This window comes from Paraburkholderia bengalensis (assembly GCF_037126505.1).
In the GTDB taxonomy this organism is placed as follows: Bacteria; Pseudomonadota; Gammaproteobacteria; order Burkholderiales; family Burkholderiaceae; genus Paraburkholderia; species Paraburkholderia bengalensis.
Genome location: NZ_JACFYJ010000035.1, coordinates 58,510 through 79,976 on the forward strand (window position 1 = coordinate 58,510; position 21,467 = coordinate 79,976).

A 21,467-nucleotide genomic window follows, 5' to 3' on the forward strand; every position below is an offset into this window, starting at 1 on the left:
AGGTGTCACTTCTTGCGTTCGCGGCTGATGTAGATTGCGAGCAGAATGATTCCGCCCTTGATCACGTTCTGCACATACGGATTCACGCCGACCATGTTCAGGCCGTTGTTCAGCACGCCGAGCAGCAGCGCGCCGATCAACGTGCCGATGATCGAGCCGCGTCCGCCGGAGATCGACGTGCCGCCCATCACGACGGCCGCGATCGCATCGAGTTCGAAACCGACGCCCGCGTTCGGCTGGCCGCTCATCAAACGCGACGTCAGCACGATCGCGGCGAACGACGACGTCAGACCTGCGAGCGTGTAGACGATCAGCTTCACGCGCGCGACGCGCACGCCGGAAAGCCTCGTCGCCTGTTCGTTGCCGCCGATCGCGTACACGTAGCGGCCAAATGGCATGCGCTCCAGCAGCAGCCATGCAATCGCATAGACGACCAGCATGATCAGCACGGGCGCCTGAATGCCGAACACCTTGCCGCTGCCGAAGAAGCCGACCCAATCGGGCAAGCCGTCGATGGGATAACCGCCTGTGTAGATCAGCGCGAGGCCGCGCGCGATGCCCATCGTCGCAAGCGTGACGATGATGGGCGGCATGCCCGCGAATGCAACGAAGAAGCCGTTCGCAAAGCCGAAACCAAGTCCGACCGCGATGCCGACCACGATCGCCGCAACGCCGTTCAGGCCCGCGACCATCAGGCCCGCCGCGAGGGTGCCCGACAGCGCCATCACCGAGCCGACAGACAGGTCGATGCCGCCCGTCAAAATAACGGCCGTCATGCCAACGGCGATGATCGCGTTGATCGACACCTGGCGCAGCACGTTTTCGAGATTCGCCGCCGACAAGAAGCTGTCGCTCGCGAACACCATCACGATGCACACAACCAGCAAGCCGATGAACGGATAGAAGAGCGTCGAGCGTTTGACGCTGGCCCAGTTCAGGCGAAACGGCGCGCCCGGCGTATCGGATGCCACCGTCGAGGTCTTGGGAGAAGTGTTAGGCGTGTTCATGCTGTGTTGCTCCACGAGTTGCAGCCGATGCACCAGCCGTTGCATAGGTCATCACGGCGTTCGATTCGATCTGCTCGCCTTCAAGAATCGCTTCGATGCGTCCTTGCCGGAACACGGCGACGCGATCGCACATGCCGACGATCTCCGGCAATTCCGACGAAATCATGATGATCGAGTAGCCGCGCGACGTGAGTTCGCGCATCAGCAGATAGATTTCCGCTTTCGCGCCAACGTCGATGCCGCGCGTGGGCTCGTCGAAGATGAGGATGTTCGTGTGGTGATTGAGCCAGCGCGCGATCACCACTTTCTGCTGATTGCCGCCTGAGAGCGTCGCGACTTCGGTGTTCATCGTCGGCGCCTTCACGCCGACGCGCTTCATGATGTCGGCTGTCGTGCGCGCTTCGCTGCCGTGATCGATGAAGAAGCGCCCGCTGCGGTACTTGCCCAGGTTGTTGATCGAGATGTTCTGCTTGATCGAGAACGACGTGATCAGCCCTTCCGTCTTGCGGCTCTCGGGCAGAATGCCGATTCCGGCTTTTAATGCATCGGCGGGATCGGACAGATTCGCGGGCTCGCCGTTGATGCGTATGTCCTTCACATGCGCCGCGTCCGCGCCGATCACCGCAAGCGCCGTCTCCGTGCGCCCCGAACCGACCAGCCCCGCAAAGCCGAGTATCTCGCCTTCGCGCAACGTGAAGCGGTTGGTCGGGCCATCCTTGTGAAGCTGCAACGCGTTCACTTCGAGCACGGCCTTTGCATCGGCGGATAGCGTCGGCTTCGGCGGAAAGCTGTTTTCGATCTTGCGCCCGACCATCATTTCAACGAGGCGGCTCACATCCGTCGTTGCGACGTCCGTCATGCCGACATACTGCCCGTCGCGCAGCACCGTGATGCGATCGCACACTTCGAAAATCTCTTCGAGGTGATGCGAGATGAAAAACATCGCGACGCCTTGCTGCTTCAAATCGCGCATGATCGTGAACAGATGCTCGGCTTCGGCGGGCGTGAGTGTCGCGGTCGGCTCATCGAGAATCAGGATGCGCGCGTTCAGCGACAACGCCTTGCCGATTTCGACGAACTGCTGCTGCGCCACGGACAGTTCGCGAATCGGCACGGACAGATTGATCGCGACGCCGAGCCGCCCGAAAATCTCCGCCGCCGCGCGCCGCATCTGCGCGCGATCGAGCATGCCGAAGCGGTTGCGCAACTCGCGCCCGAGGAACATGTTCTCGACGGCATTCAGATACGGAATCAGGCTGAATTCCTGAAACACGATGCCGACGCCTGCTGCCACGGCATCGTGATAGTTCGTGAAGTGCCGCTCTTGCCCGTCGATCACGATCGTGCCGTCGTCCGGCTGATAGATGCCGCACAGGATCTTCATCAGCGTCGACTTGCCCGCGCCGTTCTCGCCGAGCAGCGCGTGAATCTCGCCGCGCGCGATCTCGAGATGAATGCCCTGCAACGCCTTCACGCCGGGAAAGCTCTTCGTGATGTTGTCGAGTTTGAGGATCGTGTCCATCGCGTTTCCTTGTTCATGCAGTGGCGCTTGCCCGAAGGAACAAGCGCCAACGCATACGCAACACGTCGCTTACCAGCTGAAGCCCTTCGCGTTGTCCTTGTCGACGAGCTTCACGTCGACGGGAATCGCCTTCGGCACATTGGCGCCCCACTTCTTCGCGAGCGCCACGCCGATCGCGAGACGAATCTGGTCACGCGGGAATTGCGCGGACGTTTCGATGAACTTCGAGTTCGGCTTCTGGATCGCTGTGATCGCTTCGGGCGCGCCGTCGACGCTCGTCAGCTTGATGTCCTTGCCCGACGATTCGATCGCGGAGAGCGCGCCCATCGAGCCGCCGTCGTTTACGCTGAAAATGCCCTTCAGGTTCGGATGCGCCTGAATCATGTTCTCGGTGACGGACAGCGCCGTCGCGCGTTCCTGCTTGCCGTTCTGCGTGTCGACCACCTTCACGTTCGGATACTTTGCGAGTGCCGACTTGCAACCGCGCACGCGTTCGAGAATCGGCACGACGGGAATGCCATCGAGAATCGCCACTTCACCGCTGCCGCCGATCGCCTTCGCGAGGTAGTCGCACGACATCTGGCCCGCGTCGAAATTCTTCGAACCGACGAACGAATCGACAGGACCGTTTGCGTTCGCATCGACGGCGACGACCACGGCGCCCGCCTTCTTCGCCGACGTCACGGCCGACTGGATGCCCGTCGAATCCGTCGGGTTCACGAGCAGGATGTCGATCTTTTTTTGCAGCATGTCTTCGACGTCGCTGACCTGCTTGCTGACGTCGTGGTGCGCATCGGTGACGACGACCGTCGCGCCGATCGAAGCCGCCGCATCGTTGAGCGCCTTTTGCATCGTGACGAAGTACGGGTTGTTCAGTTCCTGGAACGTCATGCCGATCTTCAGCGGCGCGGCGTTCGCGCTCGTCGCGGCGAACAGCGGCGCGCCGAGCATCACGGCCGAAAGCGCGAGCGAGGCGGCAAGCGAAGCACGCGCACGGGGCGAGCGCGGCTGAAGCGAAGTGGGTTGCGTCATGGTTTGTCTCCGTTTATGAGGATGAGTACGTCCCTCGCGCGCGGATTTCGCAATCCGCTGCACGATGAGCCGGTGAAGCGTGGAGCTGAACGAAGTGCCCTAAGTCGTCGCGAGCGGCGAACCCAGAGGCGGATACGCCGCGGGCGCGGCGCGCGGCTGGCCATGCGCAGGATGCTGCGTCTGCGCGGCCGGCACGATCGAGGGCGCGTTGGCGATGCCCTTGCCGAGCGCCGCCGCAGCCTCTGAAGCGTCGCGGCTTGCGTCGTTCAGTTGCTGGAAGCGGCGGAACTTCGACGGGGCCATGCCTTTCGCGGTGAGAAACTGCCGGTTGAAGTTCGACAGATTGTTGAAGCCGACCTTGTAGCAGATGTCGGTCACGCTCAGTTCGTCGTCCATCAACAGCTGGCACGCGAGGTTGATGCGCATGCGGTTCACGTACTGCACGAACGTCAGGCCCGTATGCCGGCGGAAGTAGCGCGAGAACGCGCTCACGCTTTGTCCCGCGAGCTGCGCGAGATCGGATTCGCGCAACTCCGACGCGAGGTTCTTGCCGATATACGACAGCACGTGATTGATGCGCGTCGATGCGTAACTGGTCGGGTCGATCTGGTACGCAGGGCTCGCGAGCAGTTCGCGGTCGGTCGCGTTCAGCAGGATTTCCATCATCGTCAGGAACAGCGTGATGCGGCGCAGACCGCGCGCGTCGAGCAGTTCCATGAAGAGCGGCTGGATTTTCGCGCTGGTTTGCGGACCAAACGACACGCCGCGCCGCGAATCCTCCAGCAGCGCTGCAAGCGTGCGCCACTCAGGGAAGCTCTCCGTGCAGTGCGCGACGAAATCCTGCGGGAACTGCACGACGAGATTGCGTTGCGCGATCGTCACGCCCTCGGGCACTTCGCTGACCCAGTTGTGCGGCAGGTTTGGGCCCATCAGCACGAGATTGCCCGGCGCGAAACTGCCGATGTAATCGCCGACGAACATCTTGCCCGTCGTCGCGACGATCAGGTGAATTTCGAACTCAGGGTGAAAGTGCCAGCGCACCGTGCGATACGGATAGCCGTGATACCACGCCTTGAATGACTCGTCGCGGCGCACGGTGACCAGTTCGAGATCGGGTTGCACGTCGGTCTCCTGGGGTCGGTGCTCAGACGGTGCGGTGCGCGCACGCACGTACCGGGACCGCTGTCAGATGCGGATGCAACGACGTTGCCGGCATGACGATGACATTCATCCTGCTTCCTCCTGTGCTCCGGTTTGCGTCCCGAATGTGAGCCCCGCATGAGGCCCATGCATTTCATTTGTGTTGTGTACCGAAAGTTAGCCCTCGCGAGCAAGGACGACCACTAGAAATGAGACCGCCGACCGATACTTTTTTGCATTCGGGTTAATCCGGACCTTCCGGCTGTCAAATTTGATGCAATGCAACAGCATCCCGATGCCGCGTCCGGCAGCGCGCAACACGCCCGCGACGCGCCGCCGTGAAGCCCGCCCTGCCGCGCTGCGCCACGATTCCGCGCGAAAAAGCGCCGTCCTTCGCCTTGACTTTCGATCGCCCGAATACGATCATTAGTTCACATGCAGAGCAAATGCTCTTTGCTTCAGACGCCGGTCCATCTCGCCGGACACCACCTAGACTTATCCCATGGACGCACGCGAAAGACCGTGCGCATAAAACAGGAGACACACATGAACAGCGGCGAAAGCGGCGCAAGCACGCAGGTGATCCTGCATATCGGCGCAGGCTCCTTCCATCGCGCGCACCAGGCCTGGTATCTGCATCGGCTCAACGAAGCGCGGCAACCCAATGACCCGCACTGGTCGCTGACCGTCGGCAATATTCGCAGCGACATGAACGCCGTCGCCGACGCGCTCGCCGCGCAAAACGGCGTCTACACGCTCGAAACCGTCACGCCGCAAGGCCAGCGCGCCTACGAGACGATCCGCTCGATCGAGCGTGTGCTGCCGTGGTCGGCGAATCTGGATGCGCTCGTCGAAGCGGGCGCCGATCCTGCATGCAAGATCATCGCGTTCACCGTCACGGAAGGCGGCTATTACCTCGACGAACACGACAAGCTCGACACCGCCAACCCCGATCTCGCCGCCGATCTGAACGGCGCGCGCACGACCATCTACGGCGCGCTCGCCGCGATTCTCGAAGCGCGCATGCAGCGCAACGCGGGCCCCGTCACGCTGCAAACCTGTGACAACCTGCGCAGCAACGGCGACCGCTTTCGCGCGGGCATGAGCGAGTTTCTGGAGCGGCGGGGCGCGAGCGCGCTGCGTCAATGGTTCGATGCGAACACGGCGTGCCCGAATTCGATGGTCGACCGCATCACGCCGCGCCCCACGCCCGACGTGCGCGAGCGCGTCAAGGCGGCAACCGGCTTCGACGACGCCTGTCCCGTGATGGGCGAATCGTTCATCCAGTGGGTGATCGAGGATCACTTCATCGCCGGACGGCCGGCATGGGAGCAGGTCGGCGCGGAGCTGGTCGAATCGGTGCTGCCGTATGAAGAAGCGAAGATCCGCATTCTGAACGCGACGCATAGCTGTATCGCGTGGGCGGGCACGCTGGTCGGGCTCTCGTATATCCACGAAGGCACGCTCGACCCCGAAATCCGCCAGTTCGCGCACGACTACGTGACGCAGGACGTGATTCCGTGCCTCACGCCAAGTCCGCTCGATCTCGCGAAGTATCGCGACGTCGTGCTCGAACGCTTCGGCAATCCTTATATCCAGGACACGAACCAGCGCGTCGCCGCCGATGGCTTTTCGAAAATTCCAGGCTTCATCGCGCCGACGCTGTCCGAGTGCTTCGCGCGCAAGGTCGAGCCGAACGCGACGGCGATGCTGCCCGCCCTGTTCTTCCGTTTCCTCGACAGATGGCAGCAAGGCAAGCTGCCGTACACGTATCAGGATGGCGTGATGGACGAAGGCGTCGCGCGCGGCTTCTTCAGTGCCGCCGACCCGGTGCAGGCGTTCTGCGCAGACAAGCTGCTCTGGGGCAGCATGGCGGGGACGGCGTCGCTCGAGAAAGTGGTTCGTGCTGCCCTCGGTCGCGTCGATGCGTGGCTCGACAAACGACACGCCTGAACACCGGTTCGTCCGGCACACCACTTCAAGGCCGCGCACGGCACGTGTCCCGGCGCGGCCTTCCCTAATTGATCGCCGCATCCGATGTCGCCGCCCGACCTGCCATTGCGTCAGGTCTTTTGCGCATGGCATCGCAGACGGCATGCGGCTAAAGTAGCGCATCTCCTACCGACGAAGGTTTCGCGCCCATGTATCTCGGCATCGACCTCGGCACGTCCGAAGTGAAAGTTCTGCTGCTCGCCTCCGACGGACGCGTGGTCGGCACGGCAGGTTCTCCGTTCACGGTTTCGCGTCCGCATCAGCGCTGGTCGGAACAGAATCCGTCCGACTGGTGGCAAGGCACGCGCATGGCGCTGTTCGCGTTGCGCGAGCGCTTTCCCGAACAGTTCGCGCAGATTCGCGGCATCGGCCTGTCGGGACAGATGCACGGCGCGGTGCTGCTCGACAACGAAGATCGCGTGCTGCGCCCGGCCATTCTGTGGAACGACATGCGCGCCGTCGAGGAATGCGAAGAGTTGTACCGGCGCGCGCCGGACCTGCACAAGATCGCCGGCAATCTGGCGATGCCCGGCTTCACCGCGCCCAAGCTGTTATGGGTCGCGCGCCACGAGCCGGAGATTTTCCGGCAGACGGCCTGCGTGCTGCTGCCGAAAGATTACTTGCGCCTGCAACTGACGGGCGACAAGGTCTCCGATCCGTCCGACGCCGCCGGCACGTTGTGGCTCGACGTCGCGCAGCGCGACTGGTCCGATACGCTGCTCGCCGCCTGTGACCTGAACCGCTCGCACATGCCGCGTCTCGCGGAAGGCAGTGCGCCGTCGGGCATGCTCAAGCCGGAACTCGCGCGCGAACTCGGTTTGCACGAGCCCGTCGTGGTCGCGGCGGGCGGCGGCGACAACGCGACGAGCGCGATCGGCATCGGCGCGACGCAGCCGGGCGATGGCTTCGTGTCGCTGGGCACGTCGGGCGTGCTGTGCGTGATCGGCAACAGCTTCCGGCCGAATCCGGAGTCCGCCGTGCATGCGTTCTGTCACGCGATTCCCGATCGCTGGCATCAGATGAGCGTGGTGCTGTCGGCGGCGAGCTGCTTGCGCTGGGTCTGCAAGCTCACGTCCACCGACGAGCCCACGCTGCTCGCCGAAGTCGAAAAGCTGCCCGACGAAGCGCTCGTCACCGCGCCGCTCTTTTTGCCGTATCTGTCGGGCGAGCGCACGCCGCACAACGATCCGTATTCGCAAGGCGTGTTCTTCGGCATGACGCACGCCACCGATCGCGCGCTGCTCGGCTACGCGGTGCTCGAAGGCGTCACGCTCGCGCTGACGGACGGCCTCGACGCGCTGCGCGCGGCGGGCACCGAAGTGAACGCGCTGTCGCTGCTGGGCGGCGGCGCGCGCAGCAACTACTGGGCGCAACTGCTCGCCGATTCGCTGAACACGACCACGCGCAAGCACGGCGGCGGCGAAACGGGCGCGGCGCTCGGCGCGGCCCGGCTCGGCTGGCTCGCGGCGGGCGGCGATCCCGAGCGTGTGCTGACCAAGCCGCCCGTCGAGATCGAATTCACGCCGAATGCGCAGCGCCATGCCGTGCTGCGCGAGCGGCTTGCCAGCTATCGCGCGCTGTACCGGCATGTAAAGCCGATGTTCGCGCCCGCGCGCGACGCGAAAGCAGCCTGAGTCGTGCAGACTGCGATGAATGTCCACGGCATGCAGCGCGTCAGAACGCCCAACGCGGTCCCGTGCGCCCGCGGCGGGCTTCCTGACGACACCTTGACGTTGCGCGCGTAAGCGCCATACAGACCGACAACATCGTGCCCAAGTCCACTGAAAAGCTCGATCTCGCGACGCGCGCCGCCTGGCTCTATTACGTCGCGGGCAACACGCAGAACGAGATCGCGGAAAAACTGCAGGTGTCGCGGCCCGTCGCGCAGCGGCTCGTCGCGTTCGCCGTCGAGAAGAATCTGATCCGCGTGCGCGTCGATCATCGGCTGGCCGACTGCCTGTCGCTCGCCGATCAATTGTCGAAGCGCTACGGGTTGTCGATGTGCGAAGTCGTGCCCGTCGACAACGACAAGCCCGAAGAGATCGACCGCAAGCTGGCGGTGGCGGGCGCGCAGGTGATGGAGCGCTATCTCGGCGAGGAGAAGCCGATGGTCGTCGCCGTCAGCAGCGGCCGGACGCTGAAGGCCGTCGTCGATCAGGTCGGGCAGCTGGAGCGGCCGCAGCATCGGCTCGTGTCGATGGTCGGCGCGATCGCGCAGGACGGCTCGTCGAACCGCTACGACGTCGCGCTGCATATCTCCGAGAAAACAGGCGGCAAGCACTTTCTGCTGCCCGCGCCGCTGATCGCCGATAGCGAGGCGGAGCGCGCGCAGTGGTGCAATCACCGTCTGTACCGGATCGTCGAGTCGCTGTCGGGCGAGGCGGATGTCGCGTTCGTGGGCATCGGCAACATCGGCTTGCGATGCCCACTGCATGAGGACGGCTTCATCACGTCGGATGAGGTGGAAGAACTCGTGTCGCTGGGCGCGGTGGCGGAGCTGCTCGGCCTGCCGATCGATGCGAGCGGCGCGCGCGTCGAATCGCCGACGGGCCGCCGCGTCACCAGCCTGCGGCTCGACTCGCCGCCCAGGCGCCCCGTGATCGGCTTCGCGGGCGGCGAACGCAAGCGCAACGCGGTGATCGCGGCTTTGAAGGGCGGCTGGCTGTCGGGGCTCGTGACGGACGAGCTGTGCGCGCGCGCCGCGCTGAATCATGATCCGGCGCGCGCCTGACGTCGACGCTGGGCGCGCGGCCGGAACGAATTAACCTGCTTCGAGCGCGGCGCGCAACGCTTCCACGACGGGCGTCCAGTCGCCCAGCACCTGCTGCCTGAACAGACGCGCAGTCGGATACCAGATACTCGCTTCGCCCGACATTCCCCAGCGCCAGTCGGCCTGCTTCGGCAGCAGCACCCACACGGGCTTGCCGAGCGCGCCCGCGAGGTGCGCAACCGACGTATCGACGGTGATCACGAGATCGAGTGCTTCGATCACGGCCGCCGTCGCATCGAAGGTATCAAGCCACTGACCGAGCGCGCAGACAGGCCAGCGATGCGCAAGACCATCGAGTTGAGACTCGCCCGCGCCTTTTTGCAAAGCGAACCACGCGACATCGCGCAGCGACGCGAGCGGTGCGAGCGCGGCGAGCGGCGCGGAGCGGAACACGTCGAGGTGATGCTGCGGATTGCCCGCCCACACGAGCCCGATCTTCCGGCTACGGCCAGCGGACTGCGCGAGCCGCTCGCGCCATACGTGCGCCTGCGCCGCATCCGCCGACAGATAGGGCACCGCGCGGGGAACGCCTTTGTCGGGTAGCCATCTGGGTACGCTCATCATCCGGGCGTAGTAGTCGTAGCTGTCTCGGGGCGCCTGCGTCAGCACGCGGTTCACGCCGCGCAGGCGCGCAAAAAGCGGCGCGAGTTCGTCGCTGGTCCATACATCGACGGTTGCGCCGAGATCGCGCAGCACATCGGCGTAACGCGCGAACTGCAGCTGATCGCCCGCCCCTTGCTCACGCGCGAGCAGAAAGCGCTTGCCGCCGAGCGGCTCGCCCTGCCATTCGGGCAGTTCCAGCTTCGGGTAATCGCGCGGCCCGTTCTCCGTCGTCTTGCGATGCTCGTAATACGTCCAGCCCGTGCTGAAATTCCCGCGCCGCAACTCGGACATGCCGAGCAGCTTGTACGCCGCCGACAGATCGGGCGTGATGTCGATTGCACGCCGCAGATGCGCGTCCGCTTCGTCATAGCGCGACATGCAGGTCAGCGTGAACGCGATGTTGTTATGCAGCGTCGATGAGTTCGGCGCGATTTCGAGCGCGCGCTGGTAGATCGCGAGCGCATCGTCGAATTTCAGCTGCGCGTCCGTGGCGAATGCGAGGCCGAAGAGCGCCTGGATGTCGTCGGGCTCGCGCTGCAGGATGCGTTGAAAGGCCTCGGCCGCTTCAGCGTGTTCGCGCGCTGCGTTCAATGTCGTGCCGAGGCCCTGCAACACGCGCCCGTCTTGCGGCGCGAGTTGCGCCGCACGGCGATAGGCGGCGAGCGCATCGTGTGGACGCGATAGCGCGTCGAGCATGTCGGCATAGCCGAGCGCTGCGTCGAACAGATCGCTTTCCAGCGCAAGCGCGTGCTGAAAACTGGCGAGCGCCTCGTGCGGCTTGCCAAGTCGCCGTTGCGCCTTGCCAAGATTGCTGCGGGCCAGCGCGTGATGCGGCGCGCACGCCACGGCACGGCCGAAGAAGCGTTCTGCGCCCTCATCGTCGCCGAGTGCGAGCGCCGCGATGCCGCGATCGTTCAGACAGTCAGCGTGATCCGGCGCAAGCGCCAGCGCCGCGTCGAACCGTTCGATCGCGCGTTGGATGTCCTGCTGCTGCAGGTGCAGTACGCCGAGCATGTAGAGCGTGTCGGGATCGGCGGGACGTGCGTCGAGAATCGCGCGATACGCCTGTTCGGCGTGCTCCAGTCGGCCCGCCCGATGCAGCGACAGCGCCTGATCGACAGTCGGGTTCGTGAGGTTGTGGTGCGGTGTGAAAGCGGAAGCGTTGTGCATGGCGTCCTCGTTCGCCGGTCACACACGAGTGCGCGCGATGCGCAAAGATCGCGCGGGCGGCGTGTATTCGGCGGGAAGGAAGAAAGGACAGAACGCATCGGATGTCTCACCCCGACGCGTCCCTCAGACGACGCACAATTTTGATAACGGGTACGGCGCGGGCCTATCGGACAAGTCCGAGAGCGCACAAGGCAAAGCGCCGCTACCCGCGTCATTTCGCGCAGCAGCGGCGCCGTCGGCCGGTCAGGAAAAGAGCAGCGTTTGCTACACGTCGTCTCAGGCCGCCAGCACCTCGACGATCTTGCGCTGGAACGCCTGCCCGTCGCTGTCGAACAGATGGCAATGATCGGGTGTCGCACCGAGCCGGATCGTCCCGCCCTTCTCGTGACGTTCGAGCGGCGGAATCCGGGCGATCAGGCCATCCGGCGCGACGCTGCTTTCGGCGTACAGATAGGCGGCATCGCCGAGCGATTCGACGGCCATCACGGTCGCGGCAATGCCGTAGTCCGGCACGTCGATATGCAGATGTTCGGGGCGAATGCCCACCGTCACCTTGTCGCCTTCCTTCGCGCGGCCGGGCTCGACGGCCGCGAGCTGCGTCTCGCCCGTCGCGAACTTCACGAGCACGCCCGTCGCCGACACCGATTGCACGACGCCTTCCAGGAAGTTCATCTTCGGCGAGCCGATGAAGCCCGCCACGAAGCGGTTCGCCGGCGCGTGATACAGCGTGTTGGGGCTGCCCACCTGTTCCAGATTGCCCGCCGACAACACGACGATCTTGTCCGCGAGCGTCATCGCCTCGACCTGATCGTGCGTCACGTAGATCATCGTCGTCTTCAGCTCGTCGTGCAGACGCGCGAATTCGAGGCGCATCTTCACGCGCAGCGCGGCGTCGAGGTTCGACAGCGGCTCGTCGAACAGGAACACCTTCGGCTTGCGCGTGATCGCGCGGCCGATCGCAACGCGCTGACGCTGACCGCCCGACAACTGCTTCGGCTTGCGCTCCAGCAGATGGTCGATGTGCAGGATCTTCGCGGCGTTGCGCACGGCGGCGTCGATCTCCGGCTTCTTCGTGCCGGCGAGCTTCAGCCCGAACGCCATGTTGTCGTACAGCGTCATGTGCGGATAGAGCGCGTACGACTGGAACACCATCGCGATGCCGCGCTTGGCGGGCGGCACGTCGTTCATGCGGGTGCCGTCGATCTGCAGGTCGCCGCCCGAGATGTCTTCGAGGCCGGCAATCATCCGCATCAGCGTGGACTTGCCGCAGCCGCTTGGGCCCACGAATACGACGAACTCGCCGTCCTGGATGTCGAGGTTGATGTTGCGCATCACCTCGTTGTCGTCGTAGGCCTTTCTGATGTTGCGCAGCGTTACGCTTGCCATGATGTGTCTCCGAAATTCAATACTGCGTTCAGTCGTTCCATCCGAAACCTGGCGTCGTGCGACCTTCACGCCACCGTCGTGCGCTGCAGCCAGCGCGCGACGAGTTCCGGCAACTGTTTCATATCGTCGAATACGTGTTGCGCGCCCACGCGGCGCAGCGCGCCAACCTGCTCCTCGCTCGCGTGGCCGCCACCGATGAACCCATACACCGTCATGCCTGCCGCCGTGGCCGCCGTGACGCCGGCCACGCTGTCTTCGATCACGAGGCAGCCGTCGGTGCTCACGCCGAGTTCGCGTGCGGCGGCGAGGTAGACGTCGGGCGCAGGCTTCGGCTGCGCGACGGAATCCGCGCAGAAAAGCCGGTCGCCGAAAAACTCGACGAGCCCCGTGCGCGCCAGCGCTGCCTCGACATACGCGCGGAAACTGTTGCTCGCGCAGGCTTTGGTCAGCGGAATCGCCGCGAGCGCCGCCTCGATGCCGTCGACCATCGGCGCCTTCACGGCCGCCCGCTCGACCTCGACACGAATTGCTTCGACGTCGGCTTCGGCGAGCGTCCTGCCGAGCGCCGCCGCCGTGCCTTCCAGCACGCGCTCCGTGCGCAGCCCGAGCAGCGGCATCACGACGGGCGCGACGTCGGCATCGGGCCAGCGCGCTTCGAGCTCCTGAACGAGCACCGCGGCGGCGACGGCTTCGCTGTCGATCAGCACGCCGTCGCAATCGCAGATCAGCGCGAGGTGGGCTTCTGTGCGCATTGGCGTCACTTGACCGCCCCGAAGGTAAGGCCGCGCACCAGTTGCTTCTGCGACACCCAGCCGACGATCAGGATCGGCGCCACGGCCAGCAGCGACGCCGCCGACAGCTTCGCCCAGAACAACCCCTCAGGGCTCGAATACGACGCGATGAACACCGTGAGCGGCGCGGCATTCGAACTGGACAGGTTGATGCTCCAGAACGCCTCGTTCCACGACAGGATCACGAGCAGCAGCGCCGTCGATGCGAGTCCCGGCAGCGACATCGGCATCAGCAGATAGACGATCTCCTGCCACGTCGCCGCGCCGTCGATGCGCCCTGCTTCGAGAATGTCGCGTGGAATCTCCGCGAAGTACGTGAACGACATCCACACGGCGATGGGCAGATTGATCAGCGTGTAGACGATCACGAGACCGCTCACCGAGTCGAGCAGACCGCTGTTCTTCCACAGCAGATAGATCGGCACCAGCACGCCGACGGACGGCATCATCTTCGTCGACAGCATCCACAGCAGCACTTTCTGCGTGCGCCGCGTCGGGAAGAACGCCATCGCGTACGCGCACGGCACGGCCAGAATCAGGCACAGCAGCGTGACGCCGACCGAGATCAGGATCGAGTTCCACGCAAAGCCGAAGTAATTGCTGCGCGCGAACACTTCGCGGAAGCTCTCCAGCGTCGGCATGAAGAACAGCGACGACGCATACGCCTGCTGCTCCGTCTTGAACGCCGTGATCGTCATCCAGAAGATCGGGAAGAACAGCAACAGCGCGATCAGCCACGCGATGATGCCGGGGATACTGCGGCGAACCATGGCGAAGGGTGAATCCGTCTTCGTCGCGGTCGTCGCAACGGGAGAAGCAGCAATCTGGCTCATTTTTCGTACTCCCCTTTCAGGTTCTTCGCGAGCATGCGCACGAGGAAGAACGACACGATATTTGCAAGCACCACCGCGAGAATCCCGCCCGCCGACGCGAGACCGACGTCGAACTGCTGCAGGCCGAGCGCGTAGATCAGGTACGACAGGTTAGTGGTCGCGGTGCCCGGACCGCCGCCCGTCGTCGTGTAGATTTCGGCGAAGATCGACAGCAGGAAGATGGTTTCCATCATCACCACCACGGCGATCGCGCGCCTCAGATGCGGCAGCGTGATGTAGAAGAACATCGTGAACGCGCCCGCGCCGTCGATCTTCGCGGCTTCCTTCTGTTCCTGGTCGAGCGACTGGATCGCCGTGAACAGAATGAGGAACGCGAACGGCAGCCACTGCCACGCGACGATGATGATCACGGCAGTGAGCGGATAGTCGGCGAACCAGTCGATCGGCGTGAGCCCCACCGCGCGCATGCCTTGCGCGACGAGACCGTACACCGGGTGCAGGATCATGTTCTTCCAGATCAGCGCGCTCACCGTCGGCATCACGAAGAACGGCGCGATGGCCAGTAGCCGCGCGATGCCTTGCCCGTAGAACTTGCGGTCGAACAGCACCGCCATCAGCACGCCGCCGACCACGGTGATGACGAGCACGGCGATGATCAGCTCCAGCGTATGCGCGATCGATGGACCGAACGCGGGATCACTGGCGAGAAACTTGTAGTTGTCGAAGCCCGTGAAGCCCTTTTCGTCGGGATTCAGCAGGTTGTAGCGCGAGAACGAAAACCAGATCGTCATCGCAAGCGGAATGGCCATCCACAGGACGAGTACGCCAACGGATGGGGCCACGAGCCAGCGCGCGTGCGCGGCCTTGCGCTCTTCGCGCTCGTGTTCGGTTTGAGGATGGGCGTGCATGAGAGGGAGACGCAGATGTTGACGCATGGTGGACCACCTCTTCGGTAGTGCGCGGAACGCCGCAGGGGAGACGGCGTGCCGCTGTGCTGCCAGGGTCCGGCTGACGTTGCGCTGTCAGCCGGCGTTTTGCATCGGCTCCGGCTTACTTCGAGGCTGCTCGGTGGACGCGCCGTCCGCGTGACGGTCAAGCAGACGGCGTGCCATTTTCTTCAAACGTTACTTCTGATAGCCAGCCTGCTTGACGGCGCGGTCGGCTGTCGCATTGCCGGCTGCGAGCGCCTGATCGACCGACATCTGGCCCGCCACCGCGCCCGAGATGCTCTGACCGACCACCGTGCCGAACGACTGGAACTCGGGAATGCCGACGAACTGCACGCCCGTGTACGGCACCGGCTTTGCGGTCGGATGGTTCGGATCTGCCGTTTCGATGGCCTTCAGCACGAAGTCGGCGAACGGCGCGGCCTGCTTGTACTCGGGACGCGCGTAGGTGGACTGGCGCGTGCCCGGCGGCACGGAGGCCCAGCCTTCATCCTTCGCGGCCAGTTCGATGTACTGCTTCGACGTCGCCCACGTGATGAACTTCTTCGCGGCGTCCGCCTGCTTCGACGACTTCGGAATCGCCAGCGCCCACGCCCACAGCCAGTGCGAGCCGTTCGGCGTGGCCTGCGTCGGCGCGGCGGCGAAGCCGACCTTGTCCGCGATCTGCGACTGCTGCTTGTTGTACAGCATGCCCGCCGCCACCGTCGCGTCGATCCACATCGCGCACTTGCCCGACGACATCAGCGTCAGGTTTTCGTTGAAGCCGTTCGAGCTCGCTCCCGGCGGGCCGTCTTTCTTCAGCAGGTCGACGTAGAACGAGACAGCCTTCTTCCATTCCGGCGTGGTCAGCTGCGCGTGCCACTTTTCGTCGAACCAGCGGCCGCCGAAGGTGTTGACGAGCGTCGTCACGTAGGCCATGTTCTCGCCCCAGCCCGCCTTGCCGCGCAGGCAGATGCCATACATGCCCGCGGCTTTGTCCGTGAGCTTGTCGGCGAACTGGGCGATCTGGTCGTAGGTCGGGTTGTCGGGCATCTTCAGGCCCTTCGCCGCGAACAGATCCTTGCGGTAGTACGTCATCGAGCTTTCGACGTAGAACGGCAGCGCGTACAGCGAACCGTTGTACGACAGGCCGTCGCGTGCCGTCTTGACCACGTCGTTCAGGTCGTAATCGGCGGGCAGGTCCGTGAGCGGCGTGAGCCAGCCGCGCTTGCCCCACTGCGGCGTTTCATAGGCGCCGATCGTCATCACGTCGAACTGGCCGCTGCCCGTCGTGATGTCCGTCGTCGCGCGCTGACGCAGCACGTTTTCTTCGAGAATCACCCAGTTGAGCTTGATGTCGGGATTCGCTTTCTCGAATGCCGGCGACAGCTTCTTCAACTCGATCATGTCCGGGTTGTTCAACGTTGCGATCGTCACGGTCGCGGCGTTCGCGCTGAAGGCGGCGCACGCGAGCGCGGCGGCGCCGAATACGTTGAGCGCGGGTTTAAAAGTGGGCTTCATCGTTTGTCTCCTTTTTTCGTACTTTGCGTGTTGTTACCTGATCGGTACGTGCTCGGCGCTAGTGGTTGTGCGACGCCGTGATGCGGATGCCGGTGAATGAAAGACGGTCAGCTCATCCAGTTGCCGCCGTCGACGTTCAGGGTTTGCGCGGTGATGTAATCCGCATCCGAAGACGCGAGAAACAATGCCGCACCCGTCAGATCCGCAGGCAGCCCCATCCTGCCCAGCGGCACCGCTTCACCGACGAGACGCTTCTTCTCGCCAAGCGGCCGGTTCTCGTAACGCGCGAAAAGCGCATCGACCTGTTCCCACATCGGCGTATCGACGACGCCCGGTGCGATGCCGTTCACGTTGATCTTGTGCGGCGCGAGCGCGAGCGCGGCCGACTGCGTATAGCTGAGCACGGCCGCCTTGGTCGCGCAGTAGTGCGACACGAGCGCCTCGCCGCGGCGGCCCGCCTGCGACGACATATTGATGATCTTGCCGCCGTGGCCCTGCTCGACCATGCGTTGCGCGACCGCCTGCATCAGAAAGAACATGCCCTTCACGTTGACGGCGAAGAGCTTGTCGAAGATGTCCCAGGATTCGTCGAGTAGCGGGCGCATGTCGAACAGCGCCGCGTTGTTGAAAAGAATGTCGATCTGGCCGAAGCGCTGCACCGTCTGCTCGACGATGCGCGCGATGTCTTCGCGTTGGGTCACGTCGGCGCTGATCGTCAGCACGCGCTCGGCTGCCGTGTCGCGCAACGCATGCGCGAAGTCGCCGGCTGGCTTGACGTCCACCAGCACGCAGCGCGCGCCTTCCTCCAGATATCGACGGGCTACCGCCTCGCCGATGCCACTCGCCGCGCCCGTGAGAATCGCCACTTTGCCTTGCAGTCGGGCTGTCACAACCTGTCTCCGGTTCGTTTGATTCTTCGATTTCCGCTGAGCTAACGCTCGCTGATCGAGCAATTGCTCTCGTTGTGATCGAATGATCGGATACGCGTCCGGTCATGTCAAGGCGCGCCGCGCAATTTCGATGGTGCAGCGCGGCAGCGCCCGCCACCTCTTTCCGGCAGTCCTTCTTAAGAATCGGCGATGACTTTGCATCGGGCAATGACAATTTTTCGAGATACGTTATATCATTGCGCCTTCGCTCAATCCGACGCTATCCGGCGTTTGCGCCATGTCCCGCTCGTCGCGCTCATCCGATATCCAATCCGCTTTTCCGGACGCCCCTTCGGCCGCCCAGTCCGCCGAACAGACCGCCCGGCTCGCGCTGAAGCTCGCGCGCGCCGACGTGCTCGCGGCCGAGCGCGGACTCGCGCTCACCACATTGCGCCGCCAGGTCTACACACTGATCGCGCAGAGCGAGCGACCCGTGGGCGCCTATGAATTGCTGGCCGCGCTCGAGCCGCAGCGCGGGCGCGTGCCGCCGACCACCGTCTATCGCGTGCTCGATTTCCTCGTCGAGCATGGCTTCGTGCACAGGATCGAATCGAAGAACGCGTTTTTCGCGTGCTGCCAGGTGGGCGAGCCGCATCAAAGCCAGTTCCTGATGTGCGACGCGTGCGGCGAAACAGTCGAAATTCCCGGCGACAACCTCGCCGCGCAGCTATCGCAAAGCGCGCCCGCGCACGGATTCGAAGTGCATCACCAGGTGGTCGAGCTGAGCGGGCTGTGCGCCGCCTGCCGGCATGGTCATGCGTGACGCAACCACCGACGCCGTTCAACCGACATCACGCTTACTCAACAGGCCATCCCGATGAAGAAGAACAATCCGATGTGGAAGTGTGTGCTGCGCGCTGCCGTCTCGGCGCTGACGGCGTTTGCCGTCGGTCAGGCCGCGCATGCGCAGGACGCGAAGATTCCCGTGGTCGCCGCGGAGAATTTTTACGGCGATGTCGTACAGCAACTCGGCGGCGACCGCGTCGATGTGACCAGCATTCTCAGCAATCCCGATCAGGACCCGCACCTGTTCGAAGCGAGCCCGAAAACGGCGCGCGCGCTGCAGCACGCCAGCCTTGTTGTCTACAACGGCGCCGACTACGATCCCTGGATGACGAAGCTGCTGGCCGCGTCGAAGAACGACGCGCGCAAGACGCTCGTGACGGCCGAACTCGTCGGCAAGAAGAGCGGCGACAATCCGCACCTGTGGTACGACCCGGCGACGATGCCCGTCGTCGCGCGCGCCGTGAGCGCCGCGCTCGCATCGGCTGATCCGGCGCACAAGGCGGCGTATGATGCGAACCTCGCGAAGTTTCTCGACTCGCTCAAGCCGATCGCGGGCAAGGTCGACGCGCTGCGCAGCCAGTACGCGCACGCGCCCGTGACCGCGACGGAGCCTGTGTTCGGCTACATGTCGGATGCCATCGGCCTCGACATGCGCAACCAGCGCTTCCAGCTGGCCGCGATGAACGACACGGAAGCGAGCGCGTCGGACATCGCCGCTTTCGAGCGCGATCTGCGGGAACGGCGCGTGCGCGTGCTGATCTACAACAGCCAGGCCACCGAGGCGCTCACCAAACGCATGCTGACACTCGCGCAGCAATCGCACGTGCCGACGGTGAGCGTCACGGAAACGCAGCCGGCCGGCAAGCACTACCAGCAATGGATGCTGGCGCAACTCGATGCGCTCGGCAACGCGCTCGCCGCCAACAACGCGGGCGGCGCGAACAAGGGAACCGCGCAATGAACACGCCTCGCCGCGCACCGCAGTCCGGCTCGCCGTCGAAGGGTCGCGCGCCCGTCCTCGAACTGGATCGCGTGACGCTCGAACTCGGCGATCGCGCCATCCTGCGCGACGCCAGCTTCACGATCGAGCAGGGCGAATTCATCGGCGTGCTCGGGCCGAACGGCGCGGGCAAGACGACGTTGATGCGCTCCGTGCTCGGCCTCGTGCCCGCCGCGAGCGGCGCCGTGCGCGTGCTCGGCGAGCCGGTGATGCGCGGCAATCCGTCGATCGGCTATATGCCGCAGACGCGCAGCGCGCTCGCAGGACGCCGCGTGCGCGGACGCGATTTTGTCGCGATGGCCGCCGACGGGCATCGGTGGGGCTTGCCGCACGCCGATGCGAAGACGCGCGCGATGTCGAGCGCGTGCTCGAACTCGTCGGCGGCAGCGCATTGGCGGCACGTCCGCTGTCGGAGCTGTCAGGCGGCGAGCGTCAGCGCCTGCTGCTCGCGCAGTGTCTGCTCGGCAATCCTCGTCTACTGCTGCTCGATGAGCCGCTGATCAGCCTCGATCCGCATCATCAGAAGACCGTCGTCGAACTGGTCAAGCGCGTGCAGCAGGAACTCGGCATTGCCGTGCTGTTTTCCGCGCACGAACTCAATCCGCTGTTGCACGCGCTCGATCGCGTGCTGTATCTCGGCAACGGTGTCGCCGCGCTCGGCACCGTCGACGAAGTCATCACCCGGCCGGTGCTGTCGCGCCTGTACGGCTCGACCATCGACGTGATGCGCGTGAATGGCCGCATCTTCGTGATGTCCGGCGATTTCGACGTCGAGAAGCACGATCACGAGCACGAAGACGACGATCATCAGCATGGCGAGCCGCACGGCCACGGACATTCGCACGGCCATGCACATCAGCACGCTCCACGCGACGGACACACGCACGATGTTTGAATACGATTTCATGGTCAACGCCTTCGCGGCGTCGGGGATTGTCGCGGTGCTATCGGGCATCGTCGGCTACTTTCTCGTGATGCGCGGGCAGACCTTCGCGGGGCACGCGCTGTCGCACGTCGGCTTCACGGGCGCGACGGGCGCCGTGCTGATCGGCATCTCGCCCATCTGGGGGATGATCGGTTTCACGCTCGCGGCGGGCGTCGGCATGGGGGCGCTCGGCGAGAAGCTCGCGGGACGCGATGTCGCCATCGGCGTGATCCTGTCGCTCGCGCTCGGCTTCGGTCTGCTGTTCCTGCACTTCTTCACCGCGTACGCGACGCAGGTGACGGCGCTGCTGTTCGGCAACGTGCTCGGCGTCAGTTCGTCGACGCTCGCAGTGCTGGCGGCGCTTGGCGTCGTGAGTCTGGTTGCGCTGGCCGCGATCATGCGGCCGTTGCTGTTCGCTTCGTTGCAGCCGGAACTGGCCGAAGCGAAAGGCGTGTCGCTGCGGCTCGTGTCGGTGCTGTTTCTGGCGATCGCGGCGCTCGCGGTGGCGGCATGTACGCAGATCGTCGGCGTGCTGCTCGTGTTCACGTTGATGGTGGGACCGGCGGCCGCGGCGCAGAATCTGTCGACGCGTCTTTCCGTCGGCCTCGTGCTCGCCGCGCTGCTTGCGCTCGCGCAGGCGTGGATCGGCGTGACGCTCGCGTTTTACACGGACTGGCCGACGAGCTTCTGGATCACGCTGCTCGCGGCGCTGGTCTACGGCGCGAGCCTGCTGGCGCAACATATGCGGCGATAAAAAAACGGGGTGGCTTGCAGGCCACCCCGTTTTGCTTTGGTTGCTACCGTTTCATTGCTCAGCCGCGCAGCACCCTGGCGTGATGCGCGAGATGGTCCTCAATGAAGGTCGAGATAAAGAAGTAGCCATGGTCGTAGCCTTCATGCCTGCGCAGCGTCAACGGTTGGCCCGCTGCCTTGCATGCCGCTTCGAACACATCCGGATTCAACTGCTGCGCGAGGAATTGATCGGCGAGACCCTGATCGACGAGAATGCCCTCGGCGAACTTGCGCGTCGCCTTACCGACGAGTTCGCTCGCGTCGTACTGCTTCCACGCTTCGCGGTCCGCGCCCAGATAACCGCTGAACGCCTTCTCGCCCCACGGACAGCGCGTGGGCGCC

General features: G+C 64.5%; 19 protein-coding genes. 7 read left to right on the forward strand and 12 right to left on the reverse strand.

The annotated features are described in order from the left end of the window. Window positions 1-5 precede the first annotated feature (5 nt). From H3V53_RS21005 to H3V53_RS21020, 4 genes are all read right to left on the reverse strand, one after another. On the reverse strand, window positions 6-1,007 hold the full coding sequence (locus H3V53_RS21005) for an ABC transporter permease (protein WP_336599595.1): 1,002 nt from the start codon (window positions 1,005-1,007) through the stop codon (window positions 6-8). Next, complete coding sequence (locus H3V53_RS21010; protein WP_336599596.1) at window positions 994-2,529, reverse strand: sugar ABC transporter ATP-binding protein; 1,536 nt, start codon at window positions 2,527-2,529, stop codon at window positions 994-996. The genes H3V53_RS21005 and H3V53_RS21010 overlap by 14 nt, the downstream gene beginning before the upstream one ends. Before the next feature lie 69 nt (window positions 2,530-2,598). Further along, on the reverse strand, window positions 2,599-3,561 hold the full coding sequence (locus H3V53_RS21015) for an ABC transporter substrate-binding protein (RefSeq protein WP_336599597.1): 963 nt from the start codon (window positions 3,559-3,561) through the stop codon (window positions 2,599-2,601). 99 nt (window positions 3,562-3,660) lie between these two features. Next, window positions 3,661-4,683 (reverse strand): AraC family transcriptional regulator, encoded by a 1,023-nt coding sequence (locus H3V53_RS21020; RefSeq protein ID WP_336599598.1) that lies wholly within the window; start codon window positions 4,681-4,683, stop codon window positions 3,661-3,663. Between the two features lie 564 nt (window positions 4,684-5,247). Between H3V53_RS21020 and dalD the strand changes: the two genes are divergently transcribed. The 3 genes from dalD to H3V53_RS21035 all read left to right on the forward strand — a co-directional run bounded on the left by dalD (window position 5,248) and on the right by H3V53_RS21035 (window position 9,424). Next, window positions 5,248-6,654, forward strand: a complete 1,407-nt coding sequence (gene dalD, locus H3V53_RS21025) for a D-arabinitol 4-dehydrogenase (RefSeq protein ID WP_336599599.1) — start codon at window positions 5,248-5,250, stop codon at window positions 6,652-6,654. A 188-nt stretch (window positions 6,655-6,842) separates the two neighbouring features. Then, entirely contained in the window at window positions 6,843-8,327 is a 1,485-nt protein-coding gene (gene xylB / locus H3V53_RS21030; protein WP_336599600.1) for a xylulokinase, read from the forward strand. 134 nt (window positions 8,328-8,461) lie between these two features. Beyond that, the gene (locus H3V53_RS21035) at window positions 8,462-9,424 is read left to right on the forward strand and encodes a sugar-binding transcriptional regulator (RefSeq protein WP_336599601.1); all 963 of its coding nucleotides are present in this window, start codon (window positions 8,462-8,464) and stop codon (window positions 9,422-9,424) included. A gap of 30 nt (window positions 9,425-9,454) precedes the next feature. Here the strand turns inward: H3V53_RS21035 and H3V53_RS21040 are convergent, their stop codons facing one another. The 7 genes from H3V53_RS21040 to H3V53_RS21070 all read right to left on the reverse strand — a co-directional run bounded on the left by H3V53_RS21040 (window position 9,455) and on the right by H3V53_RS21070 (window position 17,583). Continuing rightward, complete coding sequence (locus tag H3V53_RS21040; protein ID WP_336599602.1) at window positions 9,455-11,236, reverse strand: tetratricopeptide repeat protein; 1,782 nt, start codon at window positions 11,234-11,236, stop codon at window positions 9,455-9,457. Window positions 11,237-11,512: 276 nt separating this feature from the next. Then, complete coding sequence (locus H3V53_RS21045; RefSeq protein ID WP_336599603.1) at window positions 11,513-12,622, reverse strand: ABC transporter ATP-binding protein; 1,110 nt, start codon at window positions 12,620-12,622, stop codon at window positions 11,513-11,515. A 65-nt stretch (window positions 12,623-12,687) separates the two neighbouring features. Next, window positions 12,688-13,374 (reverse strand): HAD family hydrolase, encoded by a 687-nt coding sequence (locus H3V53_RS21050; protein WP_336599604.1) that lies wholly within the window; start codon window positions 13,372-13,374, stop codon window positions 12,688-12,690. Window positions 13,375-13,379: 5 nt separating this feature from the next. Next, window positions 13,380-14,246 carry an ABC transporter permease subunit gene (locus H3V53_RS21055; RefSeq protein WP_054917033.1) on the reverse strand — a complete coding sequence of 289 codons (867 nt, stop codon included), beginning with the start codon at window positions 14,244-14,246 and terminating at the stop codon, window positions 13,380-13,382. Beyond that, window positions 14,243-15,181, reverse strand: coding sequence for a carbohydrate ABC transporter permease (locus H3V53_RS21060; RefSeq protein ID WP_054917039.1), 939 nt, complete (start codon window positions 15,179-15,181; stop codon window positions 14,243-14,245). Before H3V53_RS21060 ends, H3V53_RS21055 begins: the two co-directional genes overlap by 4 nt. Before the next feature lie 189 nt (window positions 15,182-15,370). Then, window positions 15,371-16,693 carry an extracellular solute-binding protein gene (locus tag H3V53_RS21065; protein ID WP_054917041.1) on the reverse strand — a complete coding sequence of 441 codons (1,323 nt, stop codon included), beginning with the start codon at window positions 16,691-16,693 and terminating at the stop codon, window positions 15,371-15,373. Between the two features lie 107 nt (window positions 16,694-16,800). Next, complete coding sequence (locus tag H3V53_RS21070) at window positions 16,801-17,583, reverse strand: L-iditol 2-dehydrogenase (protein WP_336599605.1); 783 nt, start codon at window positions 17,581-17,583, stop codon at window positions 16,801-16,803. Window positions 17,584-17,860: 277 nt separating this feature from the next. Between H3V53_RS21070 and H3V53_RS21075 the strand changes: the two genes are divergently transcribed. The 4 genes from H3V53_RS21075 to H3V53_RS21090 all read left to right on the forward strand — a co-directional run bounded on the left by H3V53_RS21075 (window position 17,861) and on the right by H3V53_RS21090 (window position 21,087). Then, window positions 17,861-18,385, forward strand: coding sequence for a Fur family transcriptional regulator (locus H3V53_RS21075; protein ID WP_336599606.1), 525 nt, complete (start codon window positions 17,861-17,863; stop codon window positions 18,383-18,385). A 72-nt stretch (window positions 18,386-18,457) separates the two neighbouring features. Then, window positions 18,458-19,369 carry a metal ABC transporter solute-binding protein gene (locus tag H3V53_RS21080; protein ID WP_419539528.1) on the forward strand — a complete coding sequence of 304 codons (912 nt, stop codon included), beginning with the start codon at window positions 18,458-18,460 and terminating at the stop codon, window positions 19,367-19,369. Then, window positions 19,305-20,303 (forward strand): ATP-binding cassette domain-containing protein, encoded by a 999-nt coding sequence (locus H3V53_RS21085; protein WP_419539527.1) that lies wholly within the window; start codon window positions 19,305-19,307, stop codon window positions 20,301-20,303. The genes H3V53_RS21080 and H3V53_RS21085 overlap by 65 nt, the downstream gene beginning before the upstream one ends. Continuing rightward, window positions 20,296-21,087: a metal ABC transporter permease gene (locus H3V53_RS21090; protein ID WP_336599608.1), complete on the forward strand. Its 792-nt coding sequence runs from the start codon at window positions 20,296-20,298 to the stop codon at window positions 21,085-21,087. The genes H3V53_RS21085 and H3V53_RS21090 overlap by 8 nt, the downstream gene beginning before the upstream one ends. 58 nt (window positions 21,088-21,145) lie before the next feature. Here H3V53_RS21090 and H3V53_RS21095 read toward each other — a convergent pair. Next, on the reverse strand, window positions 21,146-21,467 hold a 322-nt coding region (locus H3V53_RS21095), incomplete at its 5' end, for an alpha/beta hydrolase-fold protein (protein WP_336599609.1).